Origin of the sequence: Pseudacidovorax sp., assembly GCF_017991995.1 — a bacterium.
Lineage (GTDB): Bacteria > Pseudomonadota > Gammaproteobacteria > Burkholderiales > Burkholderiaceae_C > Xenophilus.
On record NZ_JAGOPN010000020.1, the window covers coordinates 103,182 to 114,655 of the forward strand.

The following is an 11,474-nucleotide window of genomic DNA, read 5'->3' on the forward strand; positions in this document are numbered from 1 at the left end:
CACATTGTGGATAAGGAGACGAGGCGCCATGCCCCAGACGATGACCGAGAAGATCCTGGCCCGCGTGGCCGGGCTGCCCGCCGTGAAGGCCGGTGACGAGATCCTGGCCCGGCCGGATTTCGTGATCGCCTACGACTTCCCCGGCTACACCGACGTGTTCTTCAAGGAGGCCCGCGAGGAATTCGGCGTCGAGAAGGTCACGAGCCCCGAGCGCTTCGTTCTGTTCATCGACCACATGGTGCCGGCCGCCGCGCCCAAGGAAGAAGAGCTGCACCGCGTCACCCGCGCCTGGGGCGCCGAGCAGGGCGTGCCGGTGCATGAGCGCGAAGGCATCGGCCACCAGGTGTCGGCCGAGCTGGGCTATGCCACGCCGGGTGCCTTCGCCGTGCATTTCGACGGCCATGTGAGCCAGCTGGGCGCCTTCGGCACCCTGGCCTTCGGCGCGCGCAAGAGCGTGCTCGAGACCTTCGTGAGCGAGAAGATGGCGCTCACGGTGCCCGCCACCGTCAAGGTCGAGCTCACGGGCACGCTGCAGCCGGGCGTGATGGCGCGCGACGTGTTCCACCACATGGTGCGGGTGATGGGCCCGTCCTCCTGCCGCTTCAAGGTGGTGGAGCTCAGCGGCCCGGTGATCGACACCATGAGCATCGAGGGCCGCCAGACCATCTGCGGCCAGGCCATGTTCCTGGGCGCCACCACCATGCTGATCGCGCCCGACGCCAAGACGCTGGCGTACACCCGCGAGCGGGCCAAGATCGCGCTGGAGCCGGTGTATCCCGACGCCGACGCCGTGTACGAGCGTGTGGTGCAGATCGACGTCTCGGCGCTGGAGCCCATCGTCGTGGCGCCGCCCAGCCCGGCCAACACCCGCGACCTGGCCGACTACGCGGGCCTGGAGGTGCACACCGGCTACCTGGGTTCCTGCGCCAGCGGCCGGCTGGAGGACCTGCGCGCCGCGGCCGACGTGCTGCGCGGCAAGCGCATCAAGCCGGGCTTCCAACTGCATGTGGTGCCCACCTCGCAGGCCATCATGTCGCAGGCCGCGCGCGAAGGCCTGATCGCCACGCTGGTGGATGCCGGCGCCTTCATCAGCTCGTCGAGCTGCGACTACTGCTACGGTCGCATCGCCACCATGGCCGACGGCCAGCGCGCCGTGTCCACCGGCACGCTCAATACCCCGGGCCGCATGGGCAGCTCGGACACGGAGATCTTCCTGTGCAACGCGGCGGTGGTCGCCGCCTCGGCCCTGGAGGGGCGCATCGCCGACCCGCGGCCCTACCTGGCGGCGGCCGCCGCGGCCGAAGGGAGCGCGGCATGAGCGCCCAACTGCCCAACCTGGAAGGCCGCGCGGCCTGGATCTTCACCGAGGACGACTACGACATCGACCTCATCGTCGGCATCAAGAACATCAAGATCACCGACATCCACGAGCTGGCCGCGGTCACCATGACCAGCTACGACCCGCAGTTCGCCGCCAGCGTGCAAAAGGGAGACCTGCTGGTGGGCGGCCACAACTTCGGCTACGGCCACCCGCACTACCCGGCCATGCGTGCCATGCGCCACCTGGGCGTGGCGGGCGTGATCGCCGAATCCTTCTCGCCCGGCTTCTTCCGCGGCGAGATCAGCATGGGCTTTCCGCTCGTCACCTGCCCGGGCATCCGCGCCGCCACCGAGCGCTGGCAGCGGCTGCGCGTGGACTGGGCGCTCGGCCGCGTCATCAACCTCGACACCGGCGCCGAGCTGCCCTTCGAGCCGCTGTCCTCGGTCGAGCGCGGCACGCTGGCGGCCGGCGGCTTCATCCCCTACCTGAAGGCGCGGCTGGCACGCGAGGCGGCGCAGAAGGCGGCCGCCGACGCCGCCACCACCGGCGCCGCCGCAGGCTGAGGGCGCCGCGCATGCTGCAGATGATCGTCAGCGGCGTCGCCCTGGGCGCCATCTACGGGCTCATCGCCCTGGGCATCGTGATGGTGTTCAAGGCCACGGGCATCCTCAACTTCGCGCATGGCGAGGCCGCCATGCTGTCGGCCTTCACCGCCTGCACGCTGGTGCGCCTGGGCCTGCCGATGTGGGCGGTGGTGCCACTTACGCTGCTGTTCGGCGCGGCGCTGGGCATGCTGATCGAGCGCTTCATCATCCGGCGCTTCATCGGCAAGGCCCTGCTGTCCTCGGCCATCTGCACGCTGGGGCTGTTCCTGCTGTTCGGCGACATGGCCATCTGGATCTGGGGCAAGGACACGCAGGAGCTGCCGAGCATCTTCCCGAGCACGCCGCTGCAGGTGGGCGATGCCGTGGTGTCGGGCATCGACCTGGGCATCGTGGCCGTGTGCGCCACGCTGGCCGCGGCGCTGTTCGCCTTCTTCCGCTTCACGCGGCTGGGCATCGCCATGCAGGCCACCATGGAGAACCCGGTGGCGGCCCGGCTGATGGGCATTCCCATCAAGCGCATCTATGCGCTGGCCTGGGCGCTGTCGCACGTCATCGCGGCGGCGGCGGGCCTGCTGATCGCGCCGCTGACCTTCGTGCACTTCTCGATGATGCAGCACGCCCTGCACTTCGCCTTCGCGGCGGCGGTGCTGGGCGGCATCGGCAGCATGCCGGGCGCGCTGCTGGGCGGCGTGATCATCGGCGTGAGCAGCAACCTCACCGGCGCCTATGTGTCCTCGGCCTGGAAGGACGCCGTCCCCTTCATCGTGATGCTGGCCATCCTGGTGCTGCGCCCGCACGGGCTGCTGGCGCGCCGGCAGGTCAAGAAGGTCTGAGGAGGCGACGACGCGCATGACCCATCTGCTCGACGGCCGCCCCTGGCTGGCCCCCGCCCTGTTCGTGGCCCTGCTGGTGCTGGCGCCGCTGGTGCCGGGCGGCTACGTGCTCTACATCGCCACGCTGGTGCTGATCTACACGCTGGCTTCCTTCGGCACCAACATCCTCACCGGCTACACCAACCTCATCTCGATGGCGGGTGCAGTGTTCTTCGGCATCGGTGCCTATGGCACGGCCATCCTGACGCAGCAGTTCGGCGTGCCGATGCTGCTGGCCATGCTCATTGCCGCGGCCATTGCCACCGTGGTCGGCCTGGTGCTGGCGCTGCCGGTGCTGCGGCTGGAGGAGGTGTTCCTCGCCATCGCCACGCTGGGCTTCGTGATGATCTCGGTGGAGATCGCCAAGTCCGGCGGCGACCTGACCGGCGGCGAGAACGGCATGGGCGCGCCCGGCCCCACGCTCTTCGGCCTGGCGCTGGACGAGCGCGCCTACCACCTGCTGGCGGCCTGCGTGCTGGGTGCCGCGCTCTGGCTGGCGCGCAACTTGGCGCGCAGCCGCTTCGGCCGCGGCTTCCTGGCCATCAAGGGCAGCGAGACGGCGGCCCGCGCGCTGGGGCTCAACACCACGGGCCTCAAGCTGGTGGCCTTCGGCGTCTGCGCCTTCTACACGGGTCTGTCCGGCGCGCTCTATGCGCCGCTGGTGCGCTTCATCGACCCATCGCTGTTCAACATCATGGTGTCGATCAGCTTCGTGTCGATGGTGATCGTCGGCGGCCTGGGCTCCATCCTGGGCTCGGTGCTGGGCGCCATCTTCGTCATCGGCGCCCCGCAGCTGCTGACCTACTTCGGCTTCGACCAGTTCCAGCGCGCGCTGTACGGCGTGGCCATGATCCTGGCGCTGATGTTCCTGCCCGACGGGCTGGCCAGCCTGTTCAAGACGCGCCGCCTGCCCGGCGCCGACGCGCCCGGCAAGGAGGGCACATGATGCGCGCGATCGACGCCCAGGCCGCGCCCGCGCGGGGCGGGGCGCGGCCGGCGGGTGCCGCGGCGCCGCTGCTGTCGCTGGCCGGTGTGCGCATGAGCTTCGGCGGCATCGTGGCCGTGCAGGACGTGGGCTTCGACGTCATGCCCGGCACCGTGCATGCGCTGATCGGCCCCAACGGCGCCGGCAAGACCACGATGCTCAACTGCATCAGCCGCTTCTACACGCCGCAGCAGGGCCGCATGGTGCTGCGCACGGCGCAGGGCGAGCACGACCTGCTGCGCCTGAAGGCGCACCAGATCTCGCGCCTGGGCATCGCCCGCACCTTCCAGAACCTGGAGCTCTTCGCCGAGCTAACGGTGTTCGACAACGTGCTCATCGCCCGCTCGCAGGCCATGCGTGCCACGCTGGCCGAGGCCCTGCTCAACCTGCCGCGCCAGCGGCGCGAGGAGCGCGCCGAGCGCGAGCGCGTGCAGGCCCTCCTGGAAGAGTTGCGCCTGGCGCCCCACGCCCACACGCTGGTGCGCGACCTGCCCTACGGCACGCAGAAGCTGGTCGAGCTGGCCCGCGCCATGGCGCTGGAGCCCGTGCTGATGCTGCTGGACGAGCCGGCGGCCGGCATGAACAACCGCGAGATCGACGCCCTGGGCGACACGCTGCGCACGCTGCAGGCGCGCACCGGCGCCACGCTGCTGCTCATCGAGCACAGCATGCCGCTGGTCATGTCCATTTCCGACACCATCACCGTGATGCACAACGGCGCCTTCCTGGCGCAGGGCACGCCGCGGGAGATCGAATCGCATCCGGCCGTGATCGAGGCCTACCTGGGAGGAGGCAAGAGTGGCCAACGTCGCTGAACCCACGGGCGCCATCCGCCCGCTGCTGCAGGTGGACCGGCTCGCGGCCGGCTACGGCAAGATCCGCGCGCTGCATGGCATCGGCCTCACGGTGCACGAGGCCCGCATCGTCTGCGTGCTGGGTGCCAACGGGGCCGGCAAGACCACGCTGATGCGGGTGCTGTCGGGCCTGCTGCCGGTCATGGACGGCACGGTGCAGTTCGACGGCCAGTCCATCGCCAACGTGCCGGCCGAGACGCTGGTGCGCCGCGGCATCGTGCATGTGCCGCAGGGTCGCATGGTGTTCGCGCAGCTGAGCGTGCGCGAGAACCTGATGCTCGGCGGCTACACCCGCCCCGCCGGCGAGGTGCGCGACCACATCACGCATGTGCTGGACTACTTTCCGCGGCTCAAGGAGCGCATCGGCTCGCGCGCCGGCACCCTCTCGGGCGGCGAGCAGCAGATGCTGGCCATCGCCCGCGGCCTGCTGGCGCGGCCCCGGCTGCTGATGCTGGACGAGCCCTCGATGGGCGTGGCCCCCATCCTCAAGGACGCCATCTTCTCCACCCTGCGCGACATCCGCGACCGTGAGCGCCTGACGCTGCTGGTGGTGGAGCAGGACGCCGACATCGCCCTCGACATCTCGGACGAGGGCTATGTGATCGAGACCGGCCGCGTGGTCATGCAGGCCAGCGCGGCCGAACTGGCCGGCAACGAGGACGTCCGGCGCGCCTACCTCGGCGGCTGATGCCGCTTCCCTTGCGCTTCTTCCTTCCGCGACAAACCCACCCCAAGGAGACACACCCATGATGACGCTGCATTCCCGCCGCACCCTGATCGCCGCGGCCGCCTGTGCGCTGGCCGCCGCCGCGCTGCCGGCCGCCGCCTTCGAGAACAAGGACGAAGGCGTGCTGGAGAAGGAGATCGTGCTCGGCTCTTCGCAGCCGCTGTCCGGCACGCTGGCCTACATGGGCAAGGCCGTGGACGAGGGCATGCGCACCTACTTCGACATGGTCAACGAGAAGGGCGGCGTCAACGGCCGCAAGATCAAGCTGATCACCTACGACGACGAGCTCAAGCCCGCCAAGTCGGTGGCCAATGCCAAGCTGCTGATCGAGCGCGACAACGTGCTGGCCATGGTGGGCAACATCGGCCATGCCACCAACGTGAGCGCCTACGAATACAGCTCGACCAAGAAGGTGCCCACCATCGGCGCGCTGTCCATCTCGGACCTGACCAGCACGCCGCCGCGCGAGCTGCTCTATGTGCTGCCCTCGCCGCAGTCCACCGAGACGGCCGCCTACATCGACTATGCCGTGGGCACGCTCAAGGCCAGGAAGGTGGCCATGCTCTACCAGAATGACGGCTGGGGCAAACCGGCCTACGACATCGCCGTCAAGCAGCTGGAGAAACACGGCATGAAGCTGGTCGAGGCGCAGAGCTTCGAGCGCTTCGCCACCGACCTCACCTCGCAGGTCTTCAAGCTCAAGCAGGCTGAGCCCGATGTGGTCGTGGTCTATGCACTGGGCCAGGAGGCGGTGCAGTTCTTCCGCAGCGCCGAGAAGCTGGGCTGGAAGCCCACCGTCTTCGGTGCCGGCGGCCTGAACGATCCCAAGTTCGTGGAGCTGCTGGGCAAGACGCAATCCAAGCTCTACGTGGCCTCCTACTACGACGCCATCGAGGGCGACAACCCGGCGATCCAGTCCTTCTTCGCGCGCTACACGAAGACCTATCCCAAGTCGGCGCCGTCGTCGAACGCGCTGATGGGCTACTCGGCCGCGGCCGTCGCCGTGGAGGCGCTGCAACGCGCCGGCAACGAGCCCTCGCGCGCCAAGGTCGTGGCAGCGCTGGACGGCCTGAAGGACTTCGACCAGAAGATCGGCCCCAAGATCACCTTCCAGCCGCTGAACGCCGGCCCCTATTCGCGCCGCGGCCAGACCGGCGTGGCGCTGATGGAACTCAAGGGCGACAAGTTCGCGCCCTTGGGCGGCTACATCGATCCGGTGAAGAGATAAGCACCCCCCATGCCGCTTCGCGGCTCCCCCCTCTCATGCGCCTTCGGCTTGGAGGGGGGCGCACCCAGAGGCCTGGCAAAGCCAGTTCCTCGGGTGCCCTGGCATGGCCTGCTCCGCGGCCACTCGATCATCCGAACAACGCTCGACAAGGAATTCTCCGTGCCCACTCTGCGCCAGACCCTTCGCCAACGCATCACCGACGGCCCCACCTTCTGGATGGCCGGCGTGCAGGACGCCCTGTCGGCCCTGCTCGTGGACCAGTCGGACTTCGACGGCATCTTCACCACCGGCTTCGGCATCTCGGCCTCGCTGCTGGGCCAGCCGGACATGGAGGTCTACACCCTCACCGAGAACGTGGCGGTGGTCAATCGCATCGCCAACGTGGTGAAGAAGCCCATCTTCGCGGACGCCGACACCGGCTACGGCAGCGTGATCAACGTGGCCCGCACCGTGCGCGAGTTCGAGAAGGCAGGCGTGGCGGCCATCTCCATCGAGGACCAGATCAGCCCCAAGCGCTGCCCCGCCGCTGCCTCGGTGATGCCGGTGGTGCCGGTCAAGGATGCGGTGGCGCGCATCCGCGCCGCGGTCGACGCGCGGCAGGATCCGGACTTCCTGATCGTGGCGCGCACCGATGTGCTCGACCCGGCCGAGGCCATGGACCGCGCCGCGCGCTATGCCGAGGCGGGCGCCGACCTCATCCAGCCGATCTCGCGCACCTTCAAGCGCTACGAGGACCTGGTGAAGCTGCGCGAGGTGTCGGGCCGACGCCTGTCGCTGCAGCTGATGCAGGGCCTGTGGATGGAGAAGCTCTCGCGCGAGCAGGTCGAGTCGGTGGCGGCCTTCGCCACCTATCCGATCGTCACGCTGATGAGCACGGTGCATGCGCTGCAGGCCAACCTGGCCACGCTGGCCGCGCGTCGCAGCGGCGAGGTGGACGGCCTGCCGGCCGGCCAGGTGCCCATGGCCGAATTCAAGCGCGTGATCGGCTGGGAGGCGATGGAGGCGCGGCAGGCGCACTACGAGCAGCAAGACTGAGCCGGGCAAAGCGCCCGGCCGGCGTGCCACGCACGCACGCCGCCCACGGGCCGGCGGCTCAGAAGCCTTCCAGCACCACCTTGCCCCGTGCCTGGCCGCTTTCGACGAAGGCATGCGCGCGGCGCAGGTTGGCCGCATCGATGCGGCCGTAGTGCTTGCCCAGGGTGGTGCGCAGTCGGCCTGTATCGACCAGCTGCGCCACCTCGGCCAGCAATGCGCCCTGCTCGGCCATGTCGGGCGTCTCGAAGCGCGAGCGGGTGAACATCATCTCCCAGTGCAGCGAGATGGCCTTGGTCTTCAGCGGCATGGCGTCGAGCTGCGGCATGTCGTCGATCACGCCCAGGCGGCCCTGGGGCTTGAGTGTCTCGATCAGCTGCGCGTAGTGCTGGGCGGTCTGCGTCAGGCTGGCGACCAGGTCCACCGCCTCGATGCCGATGGCCTTCAGTTCGGCGGCGAGCGGCCGGCTGTGGTCGACCACCGCATGGGCACCCAGCGTCAGGCACCACTGGCGGGTCTCGGGCCGCGAGGCGGTGGCCACCACGCGCAACTGCGTCAGTTGGCGCGCGAGCTGGATCAGGATCGAGCCCACGCCGCCGGCCCCACCGGTGATGAGCAGCGTCTGCCCGGCGCCGCCGCCGCGCGGCACCTGCAGGCGGTCGAACAGCAGCTCCCAGGCCGTGATGGCCGTGAGTGGCAGGGCCGCGGCCTCGGCATCGCCGAGCGTGGCGGGCGCACGGGCGGCGATGCGCTCGTCCACCAGGTGCAGTTCGCTGTTGGCACCCGGCCGCACGATGGAGCCGGCGTAATACACCCGGTCACCGGGCGCGAAGCCGGTGACGTCGCTGCCGACGGCATCGACCGTGCCCACGGCGTCCCAGCCGAGCACGCGGGCCTGGCCGGCCTCGGGCGCGGCAAGGCGGCGCACCTTGGTGTCGACGGGGTTCACCGAGATGGCGGCCACCCGCACGCGCAGGTCGCGCGGGCCGGGCTGCGGTTCGGGGAGATCGAGGTCGATCAGCGATTCCGGTTGTTCGATGGGCAGGTTCTGGCGGTAGCCGATGGCTTTCATGGGCGTTCTCCGAAGAAGGGACGTTGCGATGGCGTGACTCTAGGTTCTGCGTCCGGCATTGATAAGCCGCCCGCCAGTGGCATCATCTTCAAATGGGAATTGAAAATCTCGCCGACCTGCGGCTGGTGCAGGAAGCGGCACGCAGCGGCTCGCTGAGTGCCGCCGGCCGCACGCTGGGCCTGACGCCGGCGGCGGCCAGCGCGGCGCTCAAACGGGTCGAGTCGCAGCTGGGCGCGCGGCTCTTCGAGCGCTCGACGCGGGCCCTGCGGCTCACCGCCGAGGGCCAGACGCTGCTGGACTACGCCGGCCGCGCCTTCGAGCTGCTGGCCGAGGCCGAGGCGCAGGTGGCCGCCGGCCGCGGCGAGCTGGTCGGCACGCTGCGGGTGGCGGCGCCCTCGGACCTCACGCGCCGCGTGCTGCTGCCCGCCTTCGACGAATTCCTGACTCGGCATCCCGGCGTGCAACTGGCGCTGTCGGTGGGTGACCGGCCGCTGGACGTGATGCGCGACGAGGTGGACCTGGCCCTGCGCTACGGTCCGCTGGCCGATTCGCGGCTGGTGGCGCGCCCGCTGGCGCAGACCCGGCCCGTGCTCTGCGCCGCGCCCGCCTACCTGCAGCGGCGCGGTACACCGCGCCTGCCCCAGGACCTGGTGCAACACAACTGCCTGAGCTTCCACCGCGGTGGCCGACGCCAGCGCGAGTGGCGCTTCGGCCAGGGCGGCCAGTGGGTGGCGGTGCGCATCGATGGCGACCGCCATGCCGACGACGCCTCGCTGGCGCGCGAATGGGCGGTCGCCGGCGTGGGCATCACCTTCAAGTCCTACCTGGACGTGCGGGCCGACCTGGACAGCGGCGCCCTGGTGCGGCTGCTGCCCGACTGGGACACGGAGGCCTATCCGCTGCATGCCCTGCTGCCCAGCAACCGCTTCGTGCCCGCGCGGGTGCGGGCGCTGGTGGACTTTCTGGCCGACTGGCTGGCGCAGTGGCTGGCCGACGATCCCGCCGGCATCGCCAACGCCGGGGGCGGTGTGGCGGCCGGGGCCGGCAGGGCGGCAGGCCGGCCTAACATCGCCGCATGACCGCCAAGCCCGCCATGCCGCCGACGCTCCCCCGCTTCTGGGCCGAACTCGGCACCCGCGACTTCGCCACGCTGGACCCGGCCACCACCGTGGCGGTGCTGCCGCTGGGCGCCACCGAGCAGCACGGCCCGCATCTGCCGCTGGGCGTGGACACCGTCATCGCCGACGGCATCGTGCAGGCCGCGCTGCCGCTGCTGCCGCCGGAACTGCCTGTGCTCTTCCTGCCCACCCTGCCCGTGGGCCTGAGTCCCGAACATGCCCGATTCGCCGGCACGCTCACCCTGTCGTCGGAGACGGTGCTGCGTCTGTGGAAGGAGATCGGTGCCGGCGTCGCCCGCGCCGGCGTGCGCAAGCTGGTGCTTTTCAATGCCCATGGCGGCCACACCGGTGCGATGGACATCGCCGCGCGCGAGCTGCGCGAGGCGCACGACCTGATCGTCTACAGCCTGAGCTGGTTCAACCTGCCGCTGACGGATGCCGCAACCGGCCAGGCGCTGGTGCCGGACCGCTTCGATGTGCATGCGGGCGAGTTCGAGACGGCGTTGATGTTGGCGCTGGCGCCGCAGCAGGTGCGGCGCGAGGCCGTCAAGGACTTCCCCTCCACCTCGCGCGAGCGGGCACGGGACTACGCCATCCTCGGCAATGGCCGCAGCGCCAAGCTGGGCTGGGCGATGCAGGACTACCACGCCGAAGGCGCGGCCGGCAATGCCGCGGCCGCCACCGAGGCGCAGGGCCGCGCGCTGCTCGACGCCGCGGCGCGGGGGCTGGCGCAGGCGTTGGAAGAGGTGTCGCGCCTGCCGCTGTCCACGCTGGGCGCCGATCCGCCGCGGCGCTGAGTCATCCGGGTGTCGGCCTATCGAGGGTGGCCGTCCCAGCCGATTTCCAAGCGGGGCACCGCTGCCCAGCGGCTGCCTGTTCAGCCGGCGGCCACGGCCGGCGCGTCTCCCACCGGAATGCTGCCGTCGCCCCGCTCGTAGGTGCCGATCAGCAGGCCGCTGGCGACGGCGCGCGCCTGGATGGCCTCCACCAGCGCGTCGCGGCCGGGCGTCTCGCCCAACGCCTCGCCTTCGGCCAGGGCATAGAGCTGGAAGGCATAGCGGTGCGGCCCATGGCCCGGCGGCGGATCGGGGGGCAGCCAGGCGGCCTGCAGGTAGGAGTTTCGGCCGGCATGCAGGCCCGCGCCCTCGTGGTCCGGGCTGGGCCAGGCGCCTTCGGCCAGGTGGCCGTCCTCGGGCGGCAGATCCACCGCGATGGCGTGCACCAGCGGATGCGGCGTGGGGGAATCGGCGTCTTCCACGATCAACACCAGCTCTGCCACGCCGGCCGGCACGCCGGTCCAGGCCAGCGGCGGGGAGAGCCCCTCGCCATCGGCGGTGTAGCGCTGCGGAATCGGCGCATGGTCCCCGAAGGCCAGGCTGCTCAGCTGCAGCGTGCCGTGGCCCGCGCGCAGGCCCACCGTGTTGAAGACGATGTCGTCCAGGCCGGCGCGTACGCCGGCCAGCGCCTGGCCGATGGCCCCAGGAAGTTTTTCGAGCATGGCGCCAAGGTAGGCGCAACTGGCCCACACGGATGTAGGACTTCGAGCGACACGCGCCGCCGGACGCCCTCCCTACATTGCGACGGTTGTGCTGTCCCGAGCGACGCACGGTCGCGTTGGTTTTTCGTTGTCCGGTTTTCCTGCCTTCATGTCCTGCTGCCC

Annotated in this window: 12 protein-coding genes; 10 read left to right on the plus strand and 2 right to left on the minus strand. The window is 70.4% G+C overall.

Translation table 11 applies throughout. The features are described 5' to 3' along the window. Nucleotides 1–28 precede the first annotated feature (28 nt). From KBC94_RS23585 to KBC94_RS23620, 8 genes are all read left to right on the plus strand, one after another. Nucleotides 29–1,318, plus strand: a complete 1,290-nt coding sequence (locus tag KBC94_RS23585; RefSeq protein ID WP_294376050.1) for an aconitase family protein — start codon at nucleotides 29–31, stop codon at nucleotides 1,316–1,318. Then, nucleotides 1,315–1,884 (plus strand): 3-isopropylmalate dehydratase, encoded by a 570-nt coding sequence (locus KBC94_RS23590; protein ID WP_294376052.1) that lies wholly within the window; start codon nucleotides 1,315–1,317, stop codon nucleotides 1,882–1,884. The genes KBC94_RS23585 and KBC94_RS23590 overlap by 4 nt, the downstream gene beginning before the upstream one ends. Nucleotides 1,885–1,895: 11 nt before the next feature. Then, nucleotides 1,896–2,759 carry a branched-chain amino acid ABC transporter permease gene (locus KBC94_RS23595; RefSeq protein ID WP_017762000.1) on the plus strand — a complete coding sequence of 288 codons (864 nt, stop codon included), beginning with the start codon at nucleotides 1,896–1,898 and terminating at the stop codon, nucleotides 2,757–2,759. A gap of 16 nt (nucleotides 2,760–2,775) precedes the next feature. Next, on the plus strand, nucleotides 2,776–3,744 hold the full coding sequence (locus KBC94_RS23600) for a branched-chain amino acid ABC transporter permease (RefSeq protein ID WP_294376055.1): 969 nt from the start codon (nucleotides 2,776–2,778) through the stop codon (nucleotides 3,742–3,744). Then, on the plus strand, nucleotides 3,741–4,598 hold the full coding sequence (locus KBC94_RS23605; protein ID WP_294376058.1) for an ABC transporter ATP-binding protein: 858 nt from the start codon (nucleotides 3,741–3,743) through the stop codon (nucleotides 4,596–4,598). The genes KBC94_RS23600 and KBC94_RS23605 overlap by 4 nt, the downstream gene beginning before the upstream one ends. After that, nucleotides 4,582–5,325: an ABC transporter ATP-binding protein gene (locus KBC94_RS23610; RefSeq protein WP_294376062.1), complete on the plus strand. Its 744-nt coding sequence runs from the start codon at nucleotides 4,582–4,584 to the stop codon at nucleotides 5,323–5,325. The genes KBC94_RS23605 and KBC94_RS23610 overlap by 17 nt, the downstream gene beginning before the upstream one ends. A gap of 58 nt (nucleotides 5,326–5,383) precedes the next feature. Next, on the plus strand, nucleotides 5,384–6,592 hold the full coding sequence (locus tag KBC94_RS23615; protein ID WP_294376064.1) for an ABC transporter substrate-binding protein: 1,209 nt from the start codon (nucleotides 5,384–5,386) through the stop codon (nucleotides 6,590–6,592). Between the two features lie 159 nt (nucleotides 6,593–6,751). Further along, nucleotides 6,752–7,627: an isocitrate lyase/PEP mutase family protein gene (locus KBC94_RS23620; protein WP_294376067.1), complete on the plus strand. Its 876-nt coding sequence runs from the start codon at nucleotides 6,752–6,754 to the stop codon at nucleotides 7,625–7,627. 58 nt (nucleotides 7,628–7,685) lie between these two features. Here KBC94_RS23620 and KBC94_RS23625 read toward each other — a convergent pair whose 3' ends face one another. Next, on the minus strand, nucleotides 7,686–8,696 hold the full coding sequence (locus tag KBC94_RS23625) for a zinc-binding alcohol dehydrogenase family protein (protein WP_294376069.1): 1,011 nt from the start codon (nucleotides 8,694–8,696) through the stop codon (nucleotides 7,686–7,688). Nucleotides 8,697–8,788: 92 nt separating this feature from the next. Here KBC94_RS23625 and KBC94_RS23630 point away from each other — a divergent pair, with 92 nt between their 5' ends. Both KBC94_RS23630 and KBC94_RS23635 read left to right on the plus strand, forming a co-directional pair. After that, nucleotides 8,789–9,775: a LysR family transcriptional regulator gene (locus tag KBC94_RS23630; RefSeq protein ID WP_294376072.1), complete on the plus strand. Its 987-nt coding sequence runs from the start codon at nucleotides 8,789–8,791 to the stop codon at nucleotides 9,773–9,775. Further along, on the plus strand, nucleotides 9,772–10,611 hold the full coding sequence (locus KBC94_RS23635; protein ID WP_294376074.1) for a creatininase family protein: 840 nt from the start codon (nucleotides 9,772–9,774) through the stop codon (nucleotides 10,609–10,611). The genes KBC94_RS23630 and KBC94_RS23635 overlap by 4 nt, the downstream gene beginning before the upstream one ends. 80 nt (nucleotides 10,612–10,691) lie before the next feature. On the opposite strand, the gene KBC94_RS23640 is transcribed toward KBC94_RS23635, so the two are convergent. Next, nucleotides 10,692–11,312, minus strand: coding sequence for a YbhB/YbcL family Raf kinase inhibitor-like protein (locus tag KBC94_RS23640; RefSeq protein ID WP_294376076.1), 621 nt, complete (start codon nucleotides 11,310–11,312; stop codon nucleotides 10,692–10,694). Nucleotides 11,313–11,474: the final 162 nt, after the last annotated feature.

Excerpts from the sequence above, each read along its gene's own strand:
- KBC94_RS23585 (WP_294376050.1), top strand. The coding sequence starts at position 29 with ATGCCCCAGACGATGACCGAGAAGATCCTGGCCCGCGTGGCCGGGCTG.
- KBC94_RS23615 (WP_294376064.1), top strand. The coding sequence starts at position 5,384 with ATGATGACGCTGCATTCCCGCCGCACCCTGATCGCCGCGGCCGCCTGT.
- KBC94_RS23600 (WP_294376055.1), top strand. The coding sequence starts at position 2,776 with ATGACCCATCTGCTCGACGGCCGCCCCTGGCTGGCCCCCGCCCTGTTC.
- KBC94_RS23640 (WP_294376076.1), bottom strand. The coding sequence starts at position 11,312 with ATGCTCGAAAAACTTCCTGGGGCCATCGGCCAGGCGCTGGCCGGCGTA.
- KBC94_RS23595 (WP_017762000.1), top strand. The coding sequence starts at position 1,896 with ATGCTGCAGATGATCGTCAGCGGCGTCGCCCTGGGCGCCATCTACGGG.
- KBC94_RS23635 (WP_294376074.1), top strand. The coding sequence starts at position 9,772 with ATGACCGCCAAGCCCGCCATGCCGCCGACGCTCCCCCGCTTCTGGGCC.
- KBC94_RS23625 (WP_294376069.1), bottom strand. The coding sequence starts at position 8,696 with ATGAAAGCCATCGGCTACCGCCAGAACCTGCCCATCGAACAACCGGAA.
- KBC94_RS23630 (WP_294376072.1), top strand. The coding sequence starts at position 8,789 with ATGGGAATTGAAAATCTCGCCGACCTGCGGCTGGTGCAGGAAGCGGCA.
- KBC94_RS23605 (WP_294376058.1), top strand. The coding sequence starts at position 3,741 with ATGATGCGCGCGATCGACGCCCAGGCCGCGCCCGCGCGGGGCGGGGCG.
- KBC94_RS23590 (WP_294376052.1), top strand. The coding sequence starts at position 1,315 with ATGAGCGCCCAACTGCCCAACCTGGAAGGCCGCGCGGCCTGGATCTTC.